The 25,003-nt window shown below is 54.1% G+C and carries 22 protein-coding genes; 12 read left to right on the forward strand and 10 right to left on the reverse strand.

Annotated elements, in window-relative coordinates; genetic code table 11:
- Positions 1 to 33 precede the first annotated feature (33 nt).
- Positions 34 to 915, reverse strand: a complete 882-nt coding sequence (locus tag MKY59_RS29465) for a LysR substrate-binding domain-containing protein (protein ID WP_339275119.1) — start codon at positions 913 to 915, stop codon at positions 34 to 36.
- Between the two features lie 166 nt (positions 916 to 1,081).
- Between MKY59_RS29465 and MKY59_RS29470 the strand changes: the two genes are divergently transcribed.
- The 3 genes from MKY59_RS29470 to MKY59_RS29480 all read left to right on the forward strand — a co-directional run bounded on the left by MKY59_RS29470 (position 1,082) and on the right by MKY59_RS29480 (position 2,750).
- On the forward strand, positions 1,082 to 1,453 hold the full coding sequence (locus MKY59_RS29470) for a CidA/LrgA family holin-like protein (RefSeq protein WP_236413266.1): 372 nt from the start codon (positions 1,082 to 1,084) through the stop codon (positions 1,451 to 1,453).
- On the forward strand, positions 1,450 to 2,130 hold the full coding sequence (locus MKY59_RS29475; RefSeq protein ID WP_236413267.1) for a CidB/LrgB family autolysis modulator: 681 nt from the start codon (positions 1,450 to 1,452) through the stop codon (positions 2,128 to 2,130). Before MKY59_RS29470 ends, MKY59_RS29475 begins: the two co-directional genes overlap by 4 nt.
- 110 nt (positions 2,131 to 2,240) lie before the next feature.
- On the forward strand, positions 2,241 to 2,750 hold the full coding sequence (locus tag MKY59_RS29480) for an AbrB/MazE/SpoVT family DNA-binding domain-containing protein (RefSeq protein ID WP_339275120.1): 510 nt from the start codon (positions 2,241 to 2,243) through the stop codon (positions 2,748 to 2,750).
- Positions 2,751 to 2,905: 155 nt separating this feature from the next.
- Here the strand turns inward: MKY59_RS29480 and MKY59_RS29485 are convergent, their stop codons facing one another.
- Positions 2,906 to 3,280 carry a DoxX family protein gene (locus MKY59_RS29485; RefSeq protein WP_339275121.1) on the reverse strand — a complete coding sequence of 125 codons (375 nt, stop codon included), beginning with the start codon at positions 3,278 to 3,280 and terminating at the stop codon, positions 2,906 to 2,908.
- 443 nt (positions 3,281 to 3,723) lie between these two features.
- Here MKY59_RS29485 and MKY59_RS29490 point away from each other — a divergent pair, with 443 nt between their 5' ends.
- Positions 3,724 to 3,996 (forward strand): helix-turn-helix domain-containing protein, encoded by a 273-nt coding sequence (locus MKY59_RS29490; RefSeq protein ID WP_236413730.1) that lies wholly within the window; start codon positions 3,724 to 3,726, stop codon positions 3,994 to 3,996.
- Between the two features lie 113 nt (positions 3,997 to 4,109).
- On the opposite strand, the gene MKY59_RS29495 is transcribed toward MKY59_RS29490, so the two are convergent.
- The 5 genes from MKY59_RS29495 to MKY59_RS29515 all read right to left on the reverse strand — a co-directional run bounded on the left by MKY59_RS29495 (position 4,110) and on the right by MKY59_RS29515 (position 10,353).
- Positions 4,110 to 5,099, reverse strand: coding sequence for a Gfo/Idh/MocA family oxidoreductase (locus MKY59_RS29495; RefSeq protein WP_339275123.1), 990 nt, complete (start codon positions 5,097 to 5,099; stop codon positions 4,110 to 4,112).
- A 68-nt stretch (positions 5,100 to 5,167) separates the two neighbouring features.
- Positions 5,168 to 6,826: a glycerol-3-phosphate dehydrogenase/oxidase gene (locus MKY59_RS29500; RefSeq protein WP_339275125.1), complete on the reverse strand. Its 1,659-nt coding sequence runs from the start codon at positions 6,824 to 6,826 to the stop codon at positions 5,168 to 5,170.
- A 394-nt stretch (positions 6,827 to 7,220) separates the two neighbouring features.
- Complete coding sequence (gene glpK / locus MKY59_RS29505) at positions 7,221 to 8,708, reverse strand: glycerol kinase GlpK (RefSeq protein ID WP_339275126.1); 1,488 nt, start codon at positions 8,706 to 8,708, stop codon at positions 7,221 to 7,223.
- A gap of 66 nt (positions 8,709 to 8,774) precedes the next feature.
- A complete protein-coding gene (locus MKY59_RS29510) occupies positions 8,775 to 9,344 on the reverse strand; it encodes a glycerol-3-phosphate responsive antiterminator (protein ID WP_339275128.1) in 570 nt (189 codons plus the stop codon).
- A 241-nt stretch (positions 9,345 to 9,585) separates the two neighbouring features.
- Positions 9,586 to 10,353 (reverse strand): GTP cyclohydrolase II, encoded by a 768-nt coding sequence (locus tag MKY59_RS29515; protein ID WP_339275129.1) that lies wholly within the window; start codon positions 10,351 to 10,353, stop codon positions 9,586 to 9,588.
- A gap of 332 nt (positions 10,354 to 10,685) precedes the next feature.
- On the opposite strand from MKY59_RS29515, the gene MKY59_RS29520 reads away from it, so the two are divergent.
- The 6 genes from MKY59_RS29520 (at position 10,686) to MKY59_RS29545 (ending at position 17,501) form a co-directional block, all read left to right on the forward strand.
- Complete coding sequence (locus tag MKY59_RS29520) at positions 10,686 to 11,960, forward strand: ABC transporter substrate-binding protein (RefSeq protein WP_339275130.1); 1,275 nt, start codon at positions 10,686 to 10,688, stop codon at positions 11,958 to 11,960.
- Between the two features lie 54 nt (positions 11,961 to 12,014).
- A complete protein-coding gene (locus MKY59_RS29525; RefSeq protein ID WP_236413282.1) occupies positions 12,015 to 12,965 on the forward strand; it encodes a sugar ABC transporter permease in 951 nt (316 codons plus the stop codon).
- 20 nt (positions 12,966 to 12,985) lie between these two features.
- Complete coding sequence (locus MKY59_RS29530; RefSeq protein WP_339275131.1) at positions 12,986 to 13,813, forward strand: carbohydrate ABC transporter permease; 828 nt, start codon at positions 12,986 to 12,988, stop codon at positions 13,811 to 13,813.
- 100 nt (positions 13,814 to 13,913) lie between these two features.
- A complete protein-coding gene (gntK, locus tag MKY59_RS29535; RefSeq protein ID WP_236413286.1) occupies positions 13,914 to 15,464 on the forward strand; it encodes a gluconokinase in 1,551 nt (516 codons plus the stop codon).
- Positions 15,465 to 15,618: 154 nt separating this feature from the next.
- A complete protein-coding gene (locus MKY59_RS29540; RefSeq protein ID WP_339275132.1) occupies positions 15,619 to 16,422 on the forward strand; it encodes a hypothetical protein in 804 nt (267 codons plus the stop codon).
- Positions 16,423 to 16,541: 119 nt separating this feature from the next.
- The gene (locus MKY59_RS29545; RefSeq protein WP_236413290.1) at positions 16,542 to 17,501 is read left to right on the forward strand and encodes an MraY family glycosyltransferase; all 960 of its coding nucleotides are present in this window, start codon (positions 16,542 to 16,544) and stop codon (positions 17,499 to 17,501) included.
- Between the two features lie 161 nt (positions 17,502 to 17,662).
- On the opposite strand, the gene MKY59_RS29550 is transcribed toward MKY59_RS29545, so the two are convergent.
- Entirely contained in the window at positions 17,663 to 18,580 is a 918-nt protein-coding gene (locus tag MKY59_RS29550; protein WP_339275135.1) for a LysR family transcriptional regulator, read from the reverse strand.
- 151 nt (positions 18,581 to 18,731) lie between these two features.
- On the opposite strand from MKY59_RS29550, the gene MKY59_RS29555 reads away from it, so the two are divergent.
- Positions 18,732 to 19,631, forward strand: coding sequence for a DMT family transporter (locus MKY59_RS29555; RefSeq protein ID WP_339275137.1), 900 nt, complete (start codon positions 18,732 to 18,734; stop codon positions 19,629 to 19,631).
- A gap of 116 nt (positions 19,632 to 19,747) precedes the next feature.
- Positions 19,748 to 21,133 carry a threonine synthase gene (gene thrC, locus MKY59_RS29560; protein WP_339275138.1) on the forward strand — a complete coding sequence of 462 codons (1,386 nt, stop codon included), beginning with the start codon at positions 19,748 to 19,750 and terminating at the stop codon, positions 21,131 to 21,133.
- Between the two features lie 167 nt (positions 21,134 to 21,300).
- Here the strand turns inward: thrC and cydC are convergent, their stop codons facing one another.
- Positions 21,301 to 23,220, reverse strand: coding sequence for a thiol reductant ABC exporter subunit CydC (gene cydC, locus MKY59_RS29565; protein ID WP_339275139.1), 1,920 nt, complete (start codon positions 23,218 to 23,220; stop codon positions 21,301 to 21,303).
- 1 nt (position 23,221) lies between these two features.
- Positions 23,222 to 25,003 carry a thiol reductant ABC exporter subunit CydD gene (gene cydD / locus MKY59_RS29570; RefSeq protein ID WP_339275141.1) on the reverse strand — a complete coding sequence of 594 codons (1,782 nt, stop codon included), beginning with the start codon at positions 25,001 to 25,003 and terminating at the stop codon, positions 23,222 to 23,224.

A 25,003-nucleotide genomic window follows, 5' to 3' on the forward strand; every position in this document is an offset into this window, starting at 1 on the left:
TTCATTTTACCAATGAAACCGTGATATTCCTAATCATTTCAGCTTCGATTGCGTAAACGAAATCCACTCCCTCGCGGCAAACGAAAGATAACGATCTTTGCGCCAGATCATGCCCAGCTGCCAAGGAATAACGGGCTCTTCCACGGACATGATCCGCACGCGCATATGGTCCACCTCGCGGCAGATCGTTTCCGGCAGCAGCGCCACGCCCAAATTGGCAGCCACCATCGAACTAAGCAGGTCCCACTGCGAGCTCTCATAGACGACGCGCGGCTGGAATCCCGCTCCCTGGCAGGCAGCGATAATCCGGTCGTGCAGCGCGAAGTCCTCCCTGAACAGCACGAAAGCATCATGCTCCAGTTCGCGCAGCGCAACCGTCCCCTTGTCGGCAAGCGGATGGGAAGGATGTACGAGCAGGTTCAACTTTTCCTCCACGAATACGAAGTGATCGAGCACCTCGTCCACCGTGGGCAGCACCGCCACGCCGATATCCAGCGCACCGCTGATCACGTCGGCCTCCACTTTTTTCGCGCCATCTTCGAACAGTTCGATGGTCACTTGGGGAAATGCCTTGTGGAACTCGCCAATAATCATCGGGAAAAAGCTGGATCCCACCATGGGCGGCAGACCGATGCGCAAATGTCCCTTCTTCAGGTTCATCAGATCGTCCAATTCCGACGACAAGCTGCGGAACGACTTTTCGATTTCCTGCGCCTGACGGAAAAACACATGGCCCGCATCGGTCAACTCCACCCTTTTGCCGTAACGATCGAACAAGGTCACGCCGAGCTCGTCCTCCAGGCTTTTTACCGTTTTGCTGATCGTGGGCTGTGTGATAAACAGCACTTCTGCCGCCTTGGTGAAGCTCTGCTGTCTCGCTACCTCGAGAAAATATTGCAAATGGCGAATATCCATCGTAATATGCCCACCCCTTCCATAGATAAATGGAATGATAAATATTCTTAATATGCATTTTACTCATGAAAGATGTCGCTGTAAAATTTGAAATGACAAAGCTTTATTACTTTCATTTTTCATAACAAACATGTTCTTCATTCACATATTCAAAGGAGGGTTTACCGTGAAAAAATGGGGCATTGGCATCGTGCAGGTTGCGCTGCTCATGGTGTTCTCGCTCGGGATGGACCAATTGGCCCGAGTTCTCCATCTGCCCGTCCCGGGATCGATCCTCGGCATGGTGATCCTGTTCCTTCTGCTCCAGGCCGGCGTCGTGAAGCTGCGCTGGATCGAGGTTGGCGCGGGCTGGCTCCTGGGCGAGCTGCTGCTGTTTTTCATTCCGTCGGCCGTAGGCATCATGAATTACGTGCCGATGCTGGAACAGGACGGATTGCAAATTTTGTTCATCGTGCTGTTAAGCACGTTTCTGGTGATGGCCTGCACGGGTCTGGTCGCCAGCCGAATCGCCAAAAGAAAGGAGCGTCATACGGGATGATCGGATTTCTTTGCTTGCTGCTCACGGTCGGCATTTACTGGATCGCCAAACGCATGTACCGCAGTCTGCCCAAAGTATATTTGTCACCGCTGCTCATCACACCGTTGATTGTCACGCTGGTGCTCATCGCTACAGGCACCAATTATGAAACGTACAGCATGGGCGGCAAATGGCTGAGCCTTTTGCTTCAACCGGCTACCGTTGCCTTCGCCGTTCCGTTATATACGTTTTTCCATGTGCTCAAAAAACACGTCTCGGAGATCGTCTTCAGCGTCATGACGGGCTCCGTGGTCGCGGTGTTGTCCTCGGCCCTGCTGGCCAAGCTGCTGCACCTCGACGCCGGGCTTGTGCACAGCCTGATTCCGAGATCGATCACCACGCCGATTGCGATGAACGTCTCGGCCACCATCGGCGGCATTCCGGCCGTTACGGCCGTATTTGTCATCATGACCGGCTTGCTCGGCGCCACCATCGGCCCGTCCATCGTAAAAATGCTGCGCATCGAAGGCGAAATTGCCCGCGGCACGCTGCTTGGGACCGGAGCCCACGGCACGGGAACGTCCAAAGCGTTCGAATTCAGCTCGCTGACGGGCACCATCTCCAGCATCTCCATGGTGCTCGCCGCATTATTCACCTTGGCAGTGGCCCCCCTGCTCTCCAAGCTTATTTTTCCGTAATATAATAGATGGAATTATCCCTTTTTTTTGAAATATAATTGTTGTAATAAAGCCCTTTCTTCCTTACAATAAGGACAGGTTTTCAAAGTTAATATTGCGGGGGAGATGCGATGAAAAGAACCGGAATGAAGAGATCTCTGGACCGCCTTGGACGAATTGTCCTTCCCAAAGAAATGCGGGATACGATGGAAATCCATATCGGCGATCCTCTTGAATTTTTCATTGAAGGGAAAGAGTTGATTTTAAGAAAGTACAAATCGACATTGTGTGTGTTTTGCGGAAACCTGGATACAGAAATGTATTTCAAAGAGCAATTCATCTGCCGGACCTGTGCAACTCAATTAAAACACCCGGAAGACACTCCCGAATGGTTCGTTCCTCAACCGAAAAAATCTCCTGCATCCGCGGAGCGTCCTGCTTCCGAATCCGCCCGAGCCGCTTCATCCGATTCGGACGAGAAAGCCGGCAACGAGTATCCGGACCTGCGGCCCAAAACGGCCCGCATGCTGCAGCAAATGAGAGAAATCGTTGAACAGCATCCCGGCCTGGCCCAGCAGCAAATTGCAGAGAAGCTTGGCATCAGCCAAGGACGCGTCTCCCAATTAAAGAAACTGCTATAATCGCGACATCAAAAACATATGGAGACTTCCGGGTGACCGGAATCCCGTTGCAAGAGAACCCTGAATAACATGCGGGTTCTTCTTTTTTTGCATCAAGCCAAAAAAAGAGGATTGCCGCGGATTCGGGCGTTCCTCTTTTTCAGTGTAAAGTCATATTATGAGATCGCCTGAAAAGCGTCGAGCTCCTCTTCCTCCATTTGGCGCATTCCAATCAGCAGCACAATGATATTCGCCACAAGCAGAATTGCAGGGAACCCTAAGGCCGCATATTGGCCATATATCAGATGGGTGCCCACAGCCCCAATCAGGATAAAAGTCAACAAACCGGCCGCAACCATGCGTGTACGCGGGATAAGCAGGCCCACGGCGCTCAGCAGCTCGACTGCACCGATGAGATACATCGTCCAGGCCGGATATGAAAATCCTTCGAAGGTCTGCACCATCATCTCCGATCCGCTTACCTTGTTGAACCCCGTCATCACGAACACCCCTGCCAAAATAACCAGCGCAATATAACCCAACATTTTCATTTCCATTCACTCCTGACGCATTATATTTGAATGTTCGAAAGCATCCTGCCAACGAAATGCATATTAAAAAGAATCTATGTAATAGCTGAGCAAACAGCTTTATTTTTAAAACGAATTTCTAGTATCGATAATTTAGTTGGTATTATTTAATACATTGTTATATTTTTATTATTTACTTACTTTTATGAAGCGAGTATATAATAATAACATTATTTAATCAAGTAATTTTTTGCGGAATGGTGTATAATACATACAAAAGGTATGTTACAGTAATAATTGTAGTAACTCTTTATTGACTTGCTTGTCCCCTTACCACGGTTCGAGTGACAGAAAGCCAAGCTCTTTATATATACAAATATGGATATGTCTTTACCGGAATTGAGGTGAATAGATTGAAGCTGAGAAAAAAAGCGCCGCCCAGCCCTTGCCTGATCACTCAGGCCATGGATATCATCGGCAAAAAGTGGGTGCTGCTGATCATGTATCAACTGCTGTCCGGCCCGAAACGGTTTACCGAATTGGAAGCCGAGATGGCCATCAGCGGCCGACTATTATCCGAACGCCTGAAGGAAATGGAGATGGAGGGCATCGTCTCGCGGCACATGTATCCGGAGATTCCTCCCCGCGTCGAATATGAACTGACCCCAAAAGGCAAAGCCATCGAACCTGTCATCAATCAAATTTATGGCTGGTCATCGGAGTGGCTCAAGAAATAGGCTTTATGGCTGCCTGCCGACAAAAACAACATGCTTTAACACAAAACGCCTGATTCTGGCTGACCCTTGCGGGTCGGTTCAGAATCAGGCGTTTTCGTTTATCGAATGGAGAGTTAGCGGACGTGGAGCTTTACAGGCAGGCCGGACTCGAGCGAAACCTGCGCCGCCACAGTGATTTCCTGCGTCCGATAAGCGTCTTCGTAGTCGGACAAAATGCGTGAGCGGTCGCCGGTGCGAAGCGCGTGAATGAACGCTTCATTTTCCCGTTCGTACGGATTGGCTCCCGCCGGAATCTCATGGCCGGCCATCGGATGCGGCGCCGCAACGGGCAGCAGAAGCCGATCAGGCGTCCAGTCCCACACGCCGCTAGCCGTGTAGAATTGCAGCCCCGCTCCGCCTTCTCCGTCCGGGAGCAGGCAGGTGTTCGCAATGCTTGCAATGGCGCCGCTTTGCAATTGGAGCGTGACATTGGCCACATCGTCCACGGTGACATTCTCGTGAGTCTCGTGCATGACTCGCTGCGCAGCGGCCGCGTATACCTCTGTCACCTCGCCCGCGCAGAAGCGCAGCAGGTCCACGATATGGGTCGTCTGCTCCACGAACTGACCACCCGATCCATCCTGGCGACGCCACCAGGCTACTCCCGGCATGCCGCCCATCCAGCGGCCAAGGGCCATGCCCACTTTTTGATTCTGCATCGCTTCCCGCAGCACCTGTGCAGCCCCTTGGTAACGGAAATGATATCCCACCGATGTCAACATATTCGTCTTTCTGATTTCGCCAAGCACCTGCTGCGGCACATCCAATCCCGTGCTCAACGGTTTCTCGACCAGGAACGGGATGCCGCGGCGAATCAATTCCAATTCAATCGCACCGTGGGACATCGGAGGCACGCAAATATAGACAGCATCCAGCTTCTGTCCATCCAACATATGTCCCAACTCTTCATACCCGGCAGCATCGTAGACGTTGGCCATGGCTTCCGCCTTTTCCAGTGATGTGCCAAGAACGGCAGCCACGCGCACGCCCTCCATCCGGGTCAATATATCTGCATGCACCTTGCTGAACCAGCCTGTGCCGATTATGCCAATCTGTAAAGTCATCGCTGCAGTCCCCTCTCCATGTTATACGCTTACATGTTCCATTCGACCCCCATTCGCTAAATCCTCCCTTAACGCCGAAACGAAACCTCGGACAACAATCGGTCCAATTCTTCGCCGTAATGCGAGGCCTGCTCCTCCGTCCAGTGCAAAACCTGGCTCATGTATGCGGCGACAGCGCCCTTCCATTGGCGAACTTCCCCGATCCGGAAAAAGAGAGCCCCTGTGCGCCGTACCCAGAAGTCCGCCGGCGTCGCTGCCATCTCTTCCTCCATGGCATAGCTTGCCATCAAGAAAAGTTCGATCGGCATGCCGTGCACCTCTGATCTGCCCCGCAGACCCGACAAACGTGCATAAAGCCGATCCACGTTGGAGCCATAGGTGCGGACCAGCCTTTCCGCGACGGCTCGCTCCAGCCCCAACGCTACGCCGTCTTTGATTTTGCGCTCCGCATAAACAGCATATCCTGCCGACCCGCCGACGTCTCCGCCGGAGATGGGCAGCCGCTTCGTAATGCACGGGCCTGCGGACCGGCCTGTTTCCTCTTCCAGTTGGCGGGCCGCCAGATCAACGACCATTTCGGCCATTTTCCGATAACCGGTAAGCTTGCCGCCTGCAATCGTAATCAATCCCGAGCGGGACACCCACACTTCGTCTTTGCGGGAAATCTCGGAGGGACCCTTTCCTTCCTCATGAATCAGCGGGCGCACGCCTGCCCAGGCCGACTCCACGTCTTCCGCCGTAACACGCACGTCCGGAAACATGTTCCGGATCGCCTCCAACACATACTCCCGGTCGGAATCGTCGATGAGCGGATGAGCCGGGTCATCCTTATATACCGTGTCCGTCGTTCCTACATAGGTTTTCCCATCCCGCGGGACGGCAAAAACCATGCGCCCGTCGGGCGTATCGAAATATACCGCCTGCCTGAGCGGAAAACGCTTGCCGTCAAACACCAGATGAATGCCCTTGGTGAGCTGCAGCGTCTTCCCTTGGCGGGAACCGTCCAACTCGCGCAGACGGTCCACCCATGGTCCCGAAGCGTTTATCACCTTGTCGGCATGCAGCATGCAGGTTCGTCCATCCAACTGATCGGTCGCCTGAATGCCAACGACTTTGCCGTCCTTCTTAATGAAGCCATCGGCCTTCACATAGTTGATGGCTTGAGCTCCGCGGCTCACCGCCTCTTTCATCACTTCGATCGTAAGGCGGGCATCGTCCGTCCGATATTCCACGTATAGTCCGCCGCTCAGAAGCTCCTGCCTACGAAGCAGCGGCTCCATATCCGAGACGGCACGGGCATTCAGCATACGGCGGCGTTCGCTGTACTTCACGCCCGCCAGGCGGTCGTAAACCATCAAACCGATGGAGGTGCTCAGCCGACCGAACGTTCCGGTTTTATAAATGGGCAGAAGCATAGGCTCCGGCGTCGTCACATGGGGTCCGTTTTCATAAACGACGGCTCGCTCACGTCCGACTTCGGCAACCATTTTTACTTCGAATTGCTTTAAATAACGAAGTCCGCCATGAATCAACTTGGTCGAGCGGCTGGAGGTTCCGGCAGCGAAATCCTGCATCTCCACCAAAGCCGTCTTCAGTCCGCGCGATGCGGCATCCAGGGCGATGCCGGCTCCGGTGATGCCTCCTCCGATAATCAGTATGTCAAAATGTGCATTCGCCATTTCATGTAATACATCGGTTCGTTTTCCGGCCGAGAACGTTGCAGTCATCCGAATCGCCTCCACTGATTTCCATTCATTTTCTCCGCAAAAGGACAAAAAAAAGACCACGTCATGCGCCGCAGCGATAGCTGAGCGTTACGTGGTCTCTCCCGATCTCCAGACATCATTTTTTAACTTGTGCCTTAATCCTACCACACAATTTGGGCGGCGTGAAGGCCTGAAATGACACATTATTCAAAAAATTTTTGAATCCACCTTTTGCTATAGGGTGTAATTTCAATATGACCCACATACCCTTTTATTTCCCTTATTATGGTTACCCCAATTCTGCGGACCAGGAAAATTAAACCTGCCTCTTATGAATGATTTTCCACCATTTAATCACAGCTATTGTATATCTTTGTCGATAAAGTACAAATATCCACAACAAGGCCCGCCGGGTCTATTTAAACGCCATTGCCGCCCGGACTGCCCGCTGCCAACCCTTGTATAACTCCGTTCTTCTTTCCTCCGGGATGCTCGGACGGAACAAACGCTCCGTATTTTCATGATTGCTCAGCTCGGTTCTGCTCTTCCAGTAACCAACCGCAAGACCGGCAAGATAAGCCGCTCCCAAAGCCGTCGTTTCATTCACTGCAGGACGCTCTACCGGCATGCCCAGAATGTCGCTCTGGAACTGCATGAGAAAATCGTTGGCCGCTGCCCCGCCGTCCACGCGCAAGGCCCCCACCTCGATACCCGAGTCCGATTCCATAGCCTCAAGGACATCCCGGGTCTGATAGGTCAGCGCCTCCAGCGTCGCCCGTATGAAATGCTCCTTGGTCGTGCCGCGCGTCAGGCCGAATATCGCACCTTTGACCTCGCTATCCCAATATGGACTTCCGAGCCCCACAAAAGCCGGCACCATGTACACGCCATCCGTCGATGGGACGCGTGCTGCGTAGTCCTCGCTGTCACGCGACGAACGCAGCATCCGCAAGCCGTCCCGGAGCCATTGAATCGCCGAGCCTGCAACGAAGATGCTGCCCTCGAGCGCATACTCCACTTCGCCGTCGATGCCCCAGGCAATCGTGGTAATCAGCCCATGCTCCGATTGAACCGGCTCTTTGCCCGTATTCATCAGCATGAAACAGCCGGTTCCGTACGTATTTTTCATGCTCCCCCGCGTATAACAGCCTTGACCGAACAATGCGGCTTGCTGGTCTCCGGCCGCACCAGCGATCGGAACCCGGTGGCCGAAGAAATGATATTCCGTCGTGTGGGCATATACTTCGGAGGATCCCCTCACTTCCGGCAGCATCGCTTGCGGAATATCGAGAATGGCCAGCAGCTCGTCGTCCCATTTCAACTCGTAAATGTTGTACATCAGCGTACGGGAAGCATTGGACATATCGGTCACATGCGTCCCCCCGCTTAGCTTCCAGATCAGCCAGCTGTCGATCGTACCGAACAGCAATTCTCCGCGCTCGGCGCGTTCCCGCGCACCTTCCACATGATCCAGGATCCAACGTACTTTCGTTCCCGAAAAATAAGGATCTATGAGCAGCCCTGTTTTGCGATGGAATACGTCGTCCAGCCCTTTGGACTTGAGCTCCTCGCAAATTCCCGCCGTTTGGCGCGACTGCCAGACGACGGCATTGTAGATGGGACGCCCGCTTTCCTTGTCCCAGACCACCACGGTTTCGCGCTGATTGGTAATGCCGATCCCGGCAATTTGCGCCGGCTTAATGCCGCTCTCCGCCAGGCAGGAAGCCATGACGGCCAGAATGGAGCTCCAGATTTCGTTGGCATTCTGCTCCACCCACCCCGGTTTAGGAAAATACTGCGGAAATTCCTGCTGTGCCGTGTGCACGATCTCCCCGTTTCGATTAAACAAAATTGCCCTTGAGCTGGTGGTCCCTTGGTCAAGGGCCATAATATATTGATCCATCCTTGCATCCCCTCCTGCACGCATACGTTATGTTCACAGCACTGTTCATTGCGATTTCACGCCGGGTTACTTTGTAAGCGTTTTCCCATAGTGTCGGATGAGATCGGCATTGGACGTCGTTACCGCTTGAGCTCCGGCATGAAGAGCCTGCTCGACCTCCTGTACGGAACGGATCAAACCGCCCGCTATAATCGGTATCCCTGTGCGTTCATACACCTCGGTAATGATATGCGGAATGACGCCGGGCAGCACCTCGATGTAATCGGGCCGCGTTTTGTCGAGCAGCTGATAGCTTTTTTCCAGTGCATTCGTATCCAGCAGAAACACCCTCTGAATCGCAGTGATCCCTCTTTGCTTCGCTTTCTGAATCACGCTCGCCCGCGTCGAGATCAATCCTGCCGGACGGATCTGCTGACATAGGAACTCTGCCGCGAATTCATCGTTTTTGAGACCTTGCACCAGGTCGGCATGCAGCAGCATGTTTTTGTCCCGCCGCCGAGCCTCGTTCAAAATGCTCTGAAGCTGGCCGATATGGGTATCCAGCAGAATGCCGTATCGGTACGGCCCTGCGATGATCGCTTCGAACTGCTTCATGTTTTTGGCCGCCGGTAACATGCATTGTCCCTCAAATGGCATGGAGCTCCCCCTTACATGTTTCGGATGGTTCCATTGTATAATTGACAACTGTCGGTCAGCAAGATTTTCGAATACGAGAAATTATTTCAAATTTTAAGTATTCCGTGCATGAAAAAAGAACCAGTCAATACGTGACTGGCTCCTCGTTGTTTTTTATACGAATAAATTCGCAGTCTATTCATCAGGCATCAGGCGGGTCGAACAAACAATGATCTGCGGCGAAAGCTTCTTGGTTCTTTCGTTACGCCTGGGCATGCGGAAGAGAACTTGCTGCCACATCCCAAACATCACTTTCCGAAAGGTGGCCGGAACGATTGACCTTGGTTTGCAAATATTTCTCGTTATACGCCGAACGGTCCCCCCAGAGCGGAACACGTCCGCCAACGTTCAGTCCAGCCTCCTGCAAGGCAGCCAGCTTGCGAGGGTTGTTGGTGATCAGGGTAACCGGCTCTGGACGCAGTGCGCGCAGCACGGCGATGGCGTCATCGTAATTGCGTGCATCGTCCGTGAATCCAAGCTGAAGGTTGGCATCTACGGTGTCCATGCCTTCTTCCTGCAGCAGATAAGCCATGGCTTTGCTGAACAAACCGATGCCGCGACCCTCATGGTTCGCCAAGTAGAACAAAGCTCCAGCGCCGTGAGCGGCAATCATCTTCATGGATTGCTCCAGCTGGAAGCCGCAGTCGCAGCGCTTGCTGCCAAAAATGTCGCCGGTATGGCAAATGCTGTGCATCCGAATGAGCGCTTCCGCGGCTTGGGCGAAATCGCCGTAAACAAGCACGCTGGATTGTTGACGTTCCGCCAGTTCAGCCGCCGCCAGTGATTCGATCAGTTCGCGGCTGTCCATCTCTTTCTCCGCCTTCATCCAGCTGTACCATTGGAAGATGCGTGTTTCGCCATCCAGATTCACCGGAAGCTTGATGGGGCCGACCAAGTATATAAATTCTTTTCCACTTGGAATAGTCTGTATTTTCGGGGCGAGCAATTGTATAGTATGCGAATTTATCATCGAAAGGTTCCTCCCGCTATGCGTTCTAAAGCTATTTTATGATTCGCGTCCGGGCAAGCGGACCACTTGAATAGGCATCTGCAGTGATATATATCATTGTCATCATCATTAGTTACTTTATGTAAGCAAGTTTAAAATAAAAATTAGATGGTGTCAAGTAACTTTTGTTTTTAAAGTAACTTACAAATCTATAACTAAATCATGGACACAAATTTGTGATTCGTTTCAGGAATATTGGTTATGAGTTTAGAAACTGCTCATACAATGATGGTGTAGTCGGCAAAATCCACTTTACTTCACGTTGGCATCTTAACCTTAAGGGGGTAGTGCATATGATCCGCCGAAAAAGAGCTTGCTGGGTCGCCGCATTCATGGCATGCGTTCTGCTATTGGGCGGGTGTTCCATTTGGCCAGGGCAGGACGATTCAGCGACCAGCAAAAAGGTAGCGCTTACATTGTGGTATTGGAACCGTTCCATTGACGACAAGCTGTTAGCCAAGGCACAGGAGCAGTTCCCCAACATTCAACTAACGGCCCAAAAAATCGGGGGCGACTTCAAAGCCAAACTCAAAACCACGCTTGCAGCCCGTTCCGGCGAACCGGATATCGTTGCGTTGAACGACTGGATCATGGAGCTCTTTCCGAGTGAGGACCGTTTCTATAACCTGTATGATCTCGGCGCGGGAGACATTGAAGACCAATATCTGGAGTGGAAGTGGAAACAAGGCGTGACGCCAAGCGGACAAATGATCGGATTCCCGATGGATACGGGACCAACCGCCCTGTTCTATCGCGAAGACCTGTTCCGGGAAGCCGGACTGCCGTCCGATCCGGATGAAGTATCCCGTCAGATCAACAGCTGGGAAGCTTATGCAGCGGCCGGCGAGAAGCTCAAGAATGCGTTCGGAGGCAAAGTGTTTCTGACCGACAATATTGGTAGCGTTTACAATCAAGTGTTGTCTCAAGGCACGGACCGCTACTTCCAGCCGGACGGAACGTTCCTTGGCCTGGATTCGCCTCTGGTCAAGACGAGCTGGGATACCGCGATATCCTTCAAGGAAAAGGGACTGCTGGCCAATGCCGACGGGTGGACTCCCGGCTGGAACGCAGCCATGAACAACGGGGAAATCGCCTCCTTCGTGGGCGCTGTATGGATGAAGCAAGTGCTGCAGGAGGCCGCCCCGGATACGTCCGGCAAATGGAGGGTAGCCCGTGCGCCGGGCGGGGATGGCAACAATGGCGGATCCTTTTTGTCCATTCTTAAATCCAGCGAACATCCGCAGGAAGCTTTTGAACTGATTCGCTGGCTGCAAAATCCGGAAAACCAATTGGAACAATACCAGACGTTGAACCTGTTCCCGTCCGCGCCAAGCGTATTCGATTCGCCTTCCATGAAAGAGGAAGAGCCTTTCTTTGGCGGGCAAGCTACCGGAAGCGTATTTGCCGAATCGGCACAACACGTCCCGATTGCCTTCTTTGGCGAAAGGTATCCTTCCGTGCATGGCATCATTACGCGGCGCCTGAACGATATCGCCAAGCAGAATGCCAATCCGCAGCAAGTATGGAATGATACGGTGCAACGCGTCGACCGCGAGCTGCAGCGTTAGGTTGTATGAATGGCACCGCCCATGCAAGGATGACCCGCAAAGGAGGAAATTCCCATGGCCGTAACTGAACCGCGCCTTACTCCGGATCAAGCCGGCGCACGCCCCGATCTGGATCGTCAGAAACCTCTCCTGTCCCGCATCTGGGAAAACCGCTCGTTATATGTAGCTATTTCGCCGTTTTATATTCTGTTTGCCGTCTTCGGACTCTTTCCGATCGGATTTTCATTATATCTTGCCTTCCACAAGTGGGATGGCATCGGCATCATGACCTATAACGGACTGAACAATTTCAAATACATGTTAACCGATGCCGAGTTCTGGCAGGCGGTGGGGAACACCTTTGCCATCTGGATCTACTCGACGATTCCGATGCTCTTCTTTGCCCTGATTATAGCCTTCCTGCTGCATGCACCGTTTGTGAAATTCCGTACCCTCTTCCGCGTCGGCTATTTTCTGCCCAACGTCACGTCCATCGTGGCCGTTGCCATTATTTTCGGGGCCTTGTTTGCCAACAATTACGGCTTCCTCAATTATTTGCTGCAATCGGTCGGCCTTCCGGTCGTGGAATGGCTGAATGCGCCATGGGGCATCAAGGTTGCGATTTCTTCCATGGTCGTCTGGCGCTGGACCGGGTATAATGCCGTCATTTACCTGGCCGGTCTCCAGAGCATTCCCCAAACGCTGTACGAAGCTGCCCGCATTGACGGGGCTTCGGGCGTGCAGTCCTTTTTCCGAATTACGATCCCGATGCTGCGGCCCGTCATTCTGTTCACAGTCATCACGTCGACCATCGGCGGCATGCAGCTGTTTACGGAACCGCAAATTCTGGTGGGCAATGACGGCGGATCAGGCGCTGCCGGAATGACGATCGTGCTTTATTTGTACCGGGAATCGTTCATCAACAACTATTTCGGATACGGTGCTGCCGTCGGGTGGGGCATGTTCCTGATCATCGCGCTGTTCTCGATCGTGAACTGGAAGCTCGTTCAAGGCAAGTCATCCTGATGTGACAAGGAGGAGCGCTCATGGCATCCAAACACCTCAAATCGTTCGTGCTTTATATCGGCTTGGCCGCAGGCATGATCATTTCGATGTTTCCGTTCTACTGGCTGGTCGTCATGTCTACCCGAACCACGTCCGACATTTATGCTTTTCCGCCCAGGCTCTGGTTCGGCGGGGAGCTATGGAACAACATCACCCGGGTGATGCAGCAAATCGACTTCTGGGGAGCTTTTGTAAACACGTTTCTCGTCGCAGCCACGGTCACGCTGCTGGTGCTGTTCTTCGATTCCCTTGCCGGTTTTGCCTTTGCAAAGTTTGAATTCCCCGGCAGAAAGTGGCTCTTCGTTGTGCTGCTCGCCACGATGATGGTACCTTCGCAGCTGTCGCTCGTTCCATCGTTCGTGTTGATGGCTACCTTCGGCTGGGTCGGCTCGTTCAAAGCATTGATCATTCCGGGCATGGTCAACGCCTTCGGCATATTCTGGATCCGGCAGTATGCGACCGAGTCGATTCCAAGCGACCTGCTCGACGCGGGTCGGATCGACGGATGCGGATTCTTCCGACTATACTGGAACGTTGCCCTACCGATCTTGCGACCTGCCTTTGCTTTCCTCGGCGCCTTCACGTTCATCGGCGTATGGAACGACTATTTGTGGCCGCTTATCGTCCTGACCGACGAACGAAAGTACACGCTGCAGATTGCGTTATCCCAACTGAACGGGCTATACAACACGGACTATGCCATGGTTATCGCCGGCACGCTGCTGGCAGTCATTCCGCTCATCGTCATGTTCCTGTTCATCAGCCGCCAGTTCATCTCGGATATCGCAGCCGGGGCAGTAAAAGATTAATTTAAATTCCAGATACGGGTAATTTTGATCCGTCCCTGAATTCTGATATGCTTGATGGCAGAGTACCCACCAGACGTTTCAGAAAAGAGGGATAGCAACCATGGCTTCTTCACGTTATATGATCGGCGTGGATATCGGCACTACCTCCACCAAGGCCGTCCTGTTCGAACAAAACGGAACGATCGTGGCCCAGGGCAGTGTCGATTATCCGCTATACACGCCTACGCCTGCCATTGCGGAGCAGGATGCGGACGACATTTTCAACGCCGTCTTGGCTTCGGTCAAACAGGCTACCTCCACTGCAGGCATTCAGCCGGGCGAGGTCATGCTGGTGTCATTCAGTTCGGCGATGCATAGCATCTTGCCCGTAGACGAGCATGGCAAACCGTTAATGCGGGCCATGACTTGGGCGGACAACCGTAGCGCCGAATGGACGGAAGCGCTCAAAGCCGATATGAACGGCCACGAAATATATTTGCGGACCGGGACGCCGATTCACCCGATGTCGCCTTTGACCAAAATCATGTGGTTCACCCGGGAAGAGCCCGAGTTGTTCAAACGGACGCACAAACTGGTTTCCATGAAAGAATATGTATTCTACCAGCTGTTCTCCGACTACGTCATCGACCATTCCATGGCATCGGCTACCGGAATGATGAACCTGGAGAAGCTGGATTGGGACGAAGAAGCGCTCCATGTCGCGGGCATTACGCCGGAACACCTGTCCAAGCTCGTGCCGACAACCCATGTGATCAAACAAGGGTTGAATCCGGAACACGCCAAGGCGATGGGAATTGCCGAAACGACTCCTTTCGTGATCGGAGCAAGCGACGGCGTACTCTCCAATCTCGGGGTCAACGCCATCGATCCGGGCGTGGTCGCGGTCACGATCGGTACCAGCGGCGCCATCCGTACGGTCGTGGACAAACCCGTAACCGATCCGAAGGGACGCTTTTTCTGTTACGCACTCACCGAGAATGCATGGGTGATCGGCGGTCCGGTCAACAACGGCGGCGTGATCTTCCGCTGGATTCGCGACGAATTCGCCGCATCGGAGGTAGAGACGGCCAAACGGCTCGGCATCGATCCGTACGAAGTGCTTACCCGGGTTGCCGAAAACGTGCCTCCGGGTTCCGAAGGCTTGCTGTTCCACCCTTACATGACGGGAGAACGCGCCCCACTCTGGAATCCGAATGCGCGCGGCTCCTTCTTCGGCCTGACGCTGCATCACAAAAAGGAGCATATGATCCGCGCGGCGCTCGAAGGCGTGCTCTTCAACCTGTACACGGTGATGTTGGCCATCGAGGAAAAAATCGGACGCCCCGCCAAAATCCAGGCTACGGGCGGCTTTGCCCGCTCCGAGCTGTGGCGGCAGATGATGGCCGACATCTTCGATCAGGATGTCATCATTCCGGAAAGCATCGAGAGCTCCTGCCTGGGCGCAGCCGTACTCGGCCTGTATGCGCTGGGCCGCATCGATTCGCTGAGCGCCGTATCGGGCATGATCGGTTCGACCCACCGGCACAAGCCGGACCCGGACAGCGTGCGTGTCTACCGCGAGCTGCTGCCGATCTTCATCCGCATCTCGCGCAAATTCGATGAAGAATACGCGGACATCGCCGCTTTCCAGAACAAGGCTGCACGGCAATAAGCATCGCCTGATCACGGCAACGGCAGCGTTCCCGTGATCAGGGCGTAGAATCCGGCAGCCCTCCGGTATCGGGAGGGTTGTCGGTTTTCTTTTTTCTATGGTATCTCATCTCGCTTGGAGACCTTATTCTATATATGATGGGAGAATGAATTTCATGGACAAAAAAGCACTCAAAATATTGCAAAGTTTCTTCTGGGGAAACGGCGGATGGAAATCGCCGCAGACTCCTTTTACGGGGGAAGACTTCGAGTATGCCAAAAGCAAAGGCGTCATGTTCGACCCTCTCACCATTTCGCATGATGAAATCGTTCAGCGGCTGCACTCCATGCACCAGAAACACAACATCAAGGAACAGGCGGCCATCGCATTTCTGCACAGCCTGTCCACGCGAAAAGTACATCTTCGCAGCGCGCTTTCCAGTTGGGCCCTGACGGCGCCTTTGCCGCTGCATACCTACGGCGAGCGTCCGGCCCTTCATGCCAATTCCAGCGCATGTGGAGACTGCAACTTCCAACGGCTGCGTTCCGATCGCGAGTACGTCGCTCAGGACTTGAACGTCCTGAATTTTGAACGCATACGGTGGGGCGGGGTGCGCCATGATCTGCTGTTATACTGCCTGATGGATTTGGAGCTGCTGTTAACTGACGAAGATACCTATGAAGTAACCGATGCCGATATCGCCATCCTGCGCGGCATGCTGGAAACGATATATGCCTGTGAGCCTGGTGAGGGTGCTCGCAAGCTGGAGAAGCGGTGGAAAACCATCTTCCCGTCCAACCAATATGAGCGCGATGCCATTCTGGAAATTTGGAGCGCAGCCGGCATTTTAGCCGAGACAGATACACCGCGCATCGGAAGAGGTGGTTCAAGCGATTTCCGTTTTGCCTCGACCTGGCAAGGGAATGACCGGTACAGTGAAGAAGCTGTGAAATCGTATTTCGGAGCTTGGCTTTCCTGAACTTACCACGATGGCGACAAGAGCTTCCGGGCAATAATGACAATAATGACATCGACAGACTTCCTGCCGAACTCGTATAATAGGGGAAATATGGAGATGGGAGTGAAACAAGCAAAGTTATGTTATATTTAGCTGCATTTCTGTTGTCATTTGCTGTCGTGGTCCTGCTCATTCCTCCGCTTGGGCGTCTTGCCCACCGTCTTGATTTCGTGGACAAGCCCCGCGAGGACGTGGAGCGCAAACTCCACAGGCAGCCCATTCCGCTGACGGCAAGCTATGCGATATTTACAGGATTTTTTCTTACATATATTTTGTTCACCAAACAGTTGTCTATGGAAACGGCCGCCCTGTTCGTCGGCGGGATGCTGCTTCTGACGATCGGCACCATCGACGATTGGTATAAAACGAAGGGCAAGGACTTTCCAGCGCTGCCCAAAATGATTATCCAGATTTCCGCGGCGGTGCTCGTTTTTGCCTCAGGCATCGCTTTTACGGGATTCGTTAATCCGCTGACGTCCGAATATGTCATGCTCCCGGTCTGGCTGCAGTTCATCCTGACCATTCTATGGATTTTCGGCGTAACTACCGTCATTAACTTTTCCGACGGTATGGACGGGCTGGCTGGCGGACTTTCGGCCATTTCCGCTGTCACGCTGTTCGTCGTAGCGCTGGCGAAAGGACAGGCTGATTCAGCCCTGATGTCCATCGTACTGGTAGGCGTCACGGTTGGTTATCTGAAATACAACAAGCCGCCTGCGAAAGTGTTCATGGGTGATGCGGGCGCAACCTTCCTAGGTTTCATCCTGGCAGTCATCGCTCTTGACGGAGCATTCAAGCAAGCAACGATGCTGTCGCTCTTTATTCCGATCCTTGCGCTTGGCGTACCGATCTTTGACAACATCTTTGTCGTGGTCAAACGTTTCCTGCAAGGAAAAGCGATCTACCAGGCCGATGCCAGCCAAGCCCACTATCGTCTGCTTCGGGCAGGCTTGAGCCATAAACAGGTCGTAGGCGTGCTCTATCTGATCAGCACATGCCTGTGCCTGTCATCGATCATTCTGCTGCTCGTCGAGCGATAGAAGATGTCCATCCCGGCGTCTGCCAGACTTTGCAATATTCAGTCGATGTTAGAGCGTGTGGCTTGGCAACCTGAAGCATGCAGAAAGGAACGATTCCCGCAGGGAATCGTTCCTTTTGGCTTTCATCTGAACTTGTCGCTACCCCCACCGCCTTCTTCAGTTTACATCAGGCCGTTTTGAATGACGTTGTTGCTGCCGCTGCGACCAGACCTTCCATACAGCCGCTGCACGGTTTCTACGAACAATTTCGTCGCACTGGATGCTTCGGCAAACGAAGGCAAGGCCAGGTCTACCTCACGGTAGATTTTAGGCTCCAGCTTAATGGCCTTCAGTTCTGCCGGCAGCCCGGCGAGAAGCATGGTCGGCAGCAATGCCACGCCGAGCCCCTCCTGAACCATGTTCAGGCAAGCGTTGACGTTATGGACCGTGAAACTGACGTTCAGTCCTGCCTTGCTGCGCCGGAAGATGTCATAGATCGGCACCTCGTAACCGCCGTTGCAGATAATGAAAGCCACGCCTTCAAGCTGGCGGATGGACAGTACGGTTTCGCTTGCCAGCGCATGGTCATCTCTGCACACAAGCTGCATCTCTTCTTCAAGCAGCGGAATGCTCTCGAATTCCCCCTGCTCCGATGCAATAATCAGGCCGACATCGATTTCGCGTTGGTCCAGCCACTCCCTAATGTCGTTTACCGTTCCTTCACGCAAGTCGAATTCAATGCCCGGGTAACGTTCGCGAATGTCGCGAATGACGCGTGGCAGCAGGTGCGTAGACGTCATTGGGAACGATCCGATGCGAATCTTGCCGATTTCCAACCCTTTCTCGGCAGCGACCAATTGTTCCATCTGTTCAAACTGCTTCAAAATGACGCGGCTCTGGACAAGCAGGCGGCTGCCGATATCGGTCAGCATCAGTCCTTGGCGGCGGTCGCGGATCATCAGCCTGACGCCCAGCTCGTTCTCCAATGCGGAGATGGACCGGCTGACGGCAGGTTGCGTGATGTTCAGCTTTTCCCCGGCCCGGGTGAAGCTGCCGGTTTCGGCTACTTGAACGAATAATTCCAATTGTGCTCTATTCATAACAATATGGTTATACTCCTTATGAATAACATGCATTTCAATCATGGGTGTTTATATTGTACCATGTAGTATACAGTATCATCCATCAGGACGATACATCGTGACTATCATGCGTCCGTGTCAGGTGCAATTAAGGAAAAGAGGGATTCACATGCAGCTTTCCCGTTTCAAAACGAACGTATATCTCGGCATTCTTGTCCTCCTGTGGGGCTGGAACTGGCCGCTCACGAAGTATGGGTTAATCTTTATGCCTCCGCTTCTGTTTGCAGGCTTCCGCCTGCTGATCGGGGGCGTCATTCTCGTGCTCATCGCCCTTCCGCGGCTGCGCATGCTGCGGCTAAAGGAGAACTGGCCCGTGTATGCCCTGTCCGCACTACTGAACATCGTGTTTTACTACGGTTTTCAGACCGTTGGTTTGGCCCATGCGCCGGCAGGCCTGTTCTCCTCCATCGTTTTCCTGCAGCCCGTGCTGATTGGCATTGGAGCCTGGCTATGGCTGGGCGAGTCGATGAATGCCATCAAAATCGTCGGACTGGTGCTCGGCTTCGCAGGGGTCGCCACGATCAGCATCGGAGGCATCACGGGCAACGTCTCGGCAGCGGGCATCGCGTTGGCGCTGGCCTCTGCCATTAGCTGGGCCCTCGGCGCGATTTATATGAAAAAAAATGCGGCTCGCGTCGACGGGCTATGGATGACGGCAACGTCGGTATTGGCCGGAGGCATCGTGTTGACGGCCACGGGAAGCATCACTGAGAGCTGGGCCTCGGTGCGCTGGACGATTCCGTTCATGCTGGACACATTGTTCATTGCACTGCTGGTCATCGCGCTGGGATGGTTGCTGTATTTCAAACTGCTCGGCTCCGGCGAAGCCAGCAAGGTCGGTTCGTTCACCTTCCTGATTCCGCTGGTCTCCATCCTGACCAGCGTGCTCATGTTCGGCGAGAGCGTCAGCCTGAATCTGATTGCCGGCCTGGTCCTGATTTTGTTCAGCATCGTGCTGGTTAATCGCCGCACAGCAGGACCGCAAACGGCTAAATCCTCAGCTTCATAAAAGCATCACCGCGTTGCTATAAAAAAATTTTTAGCCAAACTTGGGCTAAAAAGATAGGGATTCCCTCTCACATCTGGTATAATAGCAAAAAATTTCAGTAACTTGAGGGGATGACTATGGAATTTATTAGCACACGGGGAAATGTCGGCGGCATCGGTTTTGTGGACTCCATTTTGATGGGGCTTGCCGACGACGGCGGCCTGCTCGTACCGACGGCCATACCACAATTATCATCCGAAACACTTCAATCCTGGCAGTCGCTCAGCTATCAGGAGCTCGCTACGGAAGTGTTCTCGCTATACATTGGTGACGACATTCCGAAGGACGACCTTCGGAAACTGGTAGACGACAGCTATGGCACGTTCCGTCATCCGGAAGTAACGCCAGTGCGGCACTTGCAAGACAACGAATACGTGTTGGAACTGTTCCATGGGCCTACATTTGCCTTCAAGGACGTTGCTCTGCAATTCCTCGGCAACCTGTACGCTTACGTCTCCCGCAAACGCGACATCAAAGTCAACATACTCGGCGCTACTTCGGGTGATACCGGCGCTTCCGCCATTGAAGGCGTAAGCGGCAAGGAAGGCATCCGGATCTGTATCCTGCATCCGCACGGCAAAGTCAGCAAAGTGCAGGAGCTGCAAATGACGACCGTGCACAGCGACAACGTGCTCAACCTGTCCGTCGACGGCAACTTCGACGACTGCCAGCGCATTATCAAGGAACTGTTCGCAGACGTTGATTTCAAGCATCGTTATCACTTGCGTGCCATCAATTCCATTAACATCGCCCGTATTTTGGCACAAACCGTGTATTATTTCTACGCATACTTCCGTCTGAACAAGGCGAACGGAGCTACGATTAACTTTAGCGTGCCGACAGGCAATTTCGGCGACATTTTCGCGGGTTACCTGGCTAAACGGATGGGACTGCCGATCGGCAAACTCATCCTGGCTACGAATGAAAACAATATCCTGGAACGCTTCGTCAGCGAAGGCGTTTATCAGCCTGGCGCATTCCGCAGCACGCATAGCCCATCGATGGACATTCAGGTGGCAAGCAACTTCGAGCGTTACCTGTACTATCTGTACCAAGAGGATGCCTCCGCGGTTGTTGCGCTGATGGACCAATTCAAAAACGAAGGCAAAGTGGTCATCCCTGAGGACAAACTGGCCATCGTTCAGCGCGATTTTGCAGCTTATGGCGTTAAAAACCAGGAGTGTCTCGATAAAATCGCCGAAATTCATGCCGGCACGGGCTACCTGCTTGACCCGCATACTTCTTGCGGCGTTGTGGCCGCGGAGCATCGCGGCAGCCGGGATGAAATCAACGTGACCTTGGCCACTGCTCATCCGGCTAAATTCAACGAATCGATTGCACTCGTGAACATCGAGCAGGAGTACCCTGAGCAGATTCAGGCTTTGTTCGAGAAGCCGCAGTATCAAACGACCGTTGGCAATTCCAATGAGGAAATCGCCCAACAATTGGAGAAGTTTTTCTGATTCGATCCCATTGCAAAAACAGGCCGGCGCGAATATCCCACCGTATTCGCTGATCCCGGTACAAGCAAAGCCCGCATTCCATAAAGGAAGCGGGCTTTGCTGCGTTTTTGCGTCATTAAAGGGACTTCAAGAAGGCTTCACAAAAAAGGCTTCATGCAGATCATCGCTTATATCTTCCGATTGAAAAGCGGCTCGGGCTTTTGCCAGGTCTGTGCCCAAGGCTCCCGTTTAGCGTTTCCCGCCCATCCCGGTCGATCCAGTTCCACCAAGCGACGATATCGTTCTTCCTTCGCCAGCAGCTGTTCGTGGGAGCCCCGCATCGCAATTCGCCCGTTCTCCATAAAGATCAGCTCATCCATCTGTTCGGCGCCCATCAGGTGATGGGTCACCCAGATCATCGTTTTGCCCTGCATGCTTTCCAGCATCGTGCGCATCAGCGCGCGTTCCGTCATCGGATCAAGCCCTACCGTCGGTTCGTCGAGGATGACAACGGGCGTATCACGAAGCAGAACCCGCGCCAGCGCGATCCGCTGCCGCTCACCGCCCGAGAATCGTTGGCCCGTCTCCAGCATCGGCGTTTCGTAACCCAGGGGCAGCGACTGAATGAGGTCGGCAAGCCCTACTTGGGCTGCAACGCGGCGCAGTTGTTCGTCTGTCGCATCCGGACGGCCGATCCGCAAATTGTTTGCCACCGTCGTATCAAACAGATGCGGATGCTGGTTTAATACGGAAATCACCTCAGGCAGGCTCTCGCCGAGGGACTGTACAGGCTGTTCGTTGAATAACACTTTTCCGGCGGATGGTTCAAGCGCGCCTTGAATAAGTTTAAGCAGCGTCGATTTGCCGCCGCCGCTCCGCCCAAGGATCGCCAGTCGCTTGCCTTGCGGCAGATGAAGCGTGAGTTCATGCACAGCGTCCTCGTCATCCTGGCCGTAGCGAAAGCTGACGCGGTCCAGGCGGATATCCGCTTTGTGCTTCGGATGAATCCGAATGCGGATGCGATGGTCAGACAGCCGTTCCAGGCTTGGCTCGGCGGGATTCGGCGACATGCGCTCCAGGCGGGGCTCGGCTTCCTTCTGCTGCCCTTGTTCGCCCTCGGTACCTTCCAACCGCCGCAAGCGGTCCAGCGATTCCCGATACCTCGGGATATGCTGGACCGCTTCGGACACGGGCAGTACCGCTTCCGCAAGCGGAAACACGACCAGCGCAAAGGCCGCGATCATCACTGCCGGGACATGCCCGGCAAAGGCTTGTCCGCCTGCCCAGATGGTGACGGAGCAGACCGTCAGGCCGATAACGCACTGGGCAAGCAGGTCGCGCCAGCGCGTCCATTGCTGCAATCTGCCGCGAACCTCATCGGCCCGCCCTTCCTCCGCCTCCTGCTGCAGGACGAATTCGCGTACGCGTCCACTGGCCATCCAGTCGCCCAATCCCAATACGCCGTCCGTTAAGCGGGTGTACAGGTTGGCGTTTTCCCGTTTCATCCGCACATGCAGCTTCCATGTCATCTTAAGGGACAAGGCGGGCAGGATGCCTACCAAAACCAGCAGATACAGACCGATCCAAAGCGCGAATCCCGGGTCCATGCTGCCAAACGCCGCCACGGCTGCCGCATAGAGAATCAGCGAGGTAACCGCCGGGAATACGGTGCGCAGGTAGATGTCCTGCAGCCGTTCCACATCATCCGCCAATGCGCCCAGTACATCCCCGGCCCGCATGCGGGAACGCAGGAACAAGGCTTGCGGTTCAAGGATGCGGTACAATTTCACGCGTTGATCGGCAAGCACGCGCAATACCGCATCATGACCGGCGAGACGTTCGGCATACCGGAATACCGCCCGAAAGATGCCGAATGCACGCACGCCTACAATCGGCACATACACCATCAAGATGTTTTCCGGACGGAGGGCAGACTTGGAGATCAGATAGCCGGAGGTGAACAGCAGCATAACCGCGCACAGCGCAGCAAGCGTGCCGAGCGCTATAACGAGCACGAAGCGCCAGCGATGCCGGAACGCATGGGGAGCAATCCAGCCACGCCGTGGCGCTTTGCCTTCCATTGCCTCCCCTTCATATCTACCTTGCATGTTACACCGCCTCCATCTGAGCCTGAACCATCTCATAATATACGCCTTTTTGGGCCAGCAATTGTTCATGCGTTCCCGTCTCGGCCACGGTGCCGTTCTCCATGACGATAATGCGATCCATATGCGGCATCCAATGCAGCCGGTGGGTCGCCAGAAACACCAGTTTTTCCTTGAACAATGGCAGCATTGTCGATTTCAGCTCGTATTCCGTCTCGACATCGAGATGTGCTGTTGGCTCATCCAGCAAAAGCACAGGGCGTTTGCTAATTAAAGCCCGTGCCAGCGCCACGCGCTGCTCCTGCCCGCCGCTAAGCTGTCTGCCCCCGGCTCCAATCAGCTCGTCGATTCCCCTTGGCAAGGTCGAAACCAGATGGCTTAATCCGGCAGCCTGAATGGCGCTCCACACCTCTTCATTTGAAGCCTCGGGCCTATAAAAACGCACGTTATCTGCCAGACTGCCGCTGAAAATATGCGGATGCTGCGGAATGGCCGCCGTCTGCCGCCTCCAGGCCTCTGTCATCTCCAGAGACAACGGGCGGCCGTTGTACAGCATCTGCCCGGAAGTCGGCAGCACGAAACCTCCCAGCACGTCAACGAGGGTGGATTTGCCCGCCCCGCTCGCGCCGATGATTCCGACCTTGCCCATGCCGGTAACCTGGAAAGTCACGTCCTTCAAGGATGTTGGTCCACCGTCCTGATGGCTGACCTGTACATCCCTTAATGCCAACCTGCTGGCTGTATCCCATACCGGCAATGCCGCATCCCCTTCATCCATAGTGTCAGATGCCGGCTGATGGTTTAATGCGTAGATATAAGCCTCCTTCTGCTTCTGCTCGGCAGATTCCCCCTTCAAGATCATGTCGCGAATCGCTTCTCCGGCCTCTTTGCCGTCCAGCGTTGCATGATAATCCGCTCCCAGCATGCGCACAGGCAAAAAGTACTCGGGTGCCAAAATAAGCACCGTCAGCGCCTGAGCCAACAGTATGCTTCCTTCTGTCAGGCGCAGCCCAAGGCTGACCGCCACCGAAGCGACCGACAGCATCGTGAAGAAATCCAGCGCGAACGAAGACAGGAACGCCATCCGCAGCGTAGACATCGTCGCTTTGCGGTAGCGCTCGCTCACCCGCATGATCGTCCCGGCGTGCCTGCCGCTTTGTCCAAGCGTTTTAAGCGTCTCCAGGCCGCGGAGCGTATCCACGAAATGGTTTGCCAGCGCCTTGTAGGACTTGAACTGCAAGTCGATTTTCCGCTGCGCCGCCAAACCGAGCAGAATGAGAAAACCGATCAGGATGGGCAGCGTTACGGCCAGAATCATCCCGGACATCACATCCAGCTTGAACACATACAACAATATGACCAATGGAACAAGTCCCATGCCCAGCATGCGGGGGATAAACAGCTCCAAATACGTTTTGTACTGCGTTGTCCCTTCCCGCGCCAGCGTGACCAAATGGCCCGTTCCTTCCGTCTTGGCAAAACGCGGCCCGAGCCGGAACCATTGCTCCACCATCTGCCTGCGCAAGTCGGTTCCCGTCTTCTCTGCATATCGCGACACGATCAACTGCAACCAGAAGGAGATCGCGTAACGGGCGGCAAATGCGGCCAGGAACAGCAGCAGTACAGGATACTGCGACGATACGGCAGCACCTTCAAATAAAGCGGTGATGGCCTGGGCCAGCCATTTGGCCTGCATGATGATGGCCATGGCCTGCAGCAGCACCAACGCCGATGCTAGTGCCAGCACAGGGCGCACGCCCGGCAGCTTCAGCAGCCCCCTTCCCAT

The organism is Paenibacillus sp. FSL W8-0426, assembly GCF_037969725.1.
Lineage (GTDB): Bacteria > Bacillota > Bacilli > Paenibacillales > Paenibacillaceae > Paenibacillus > Paenibacillus hubeiensis.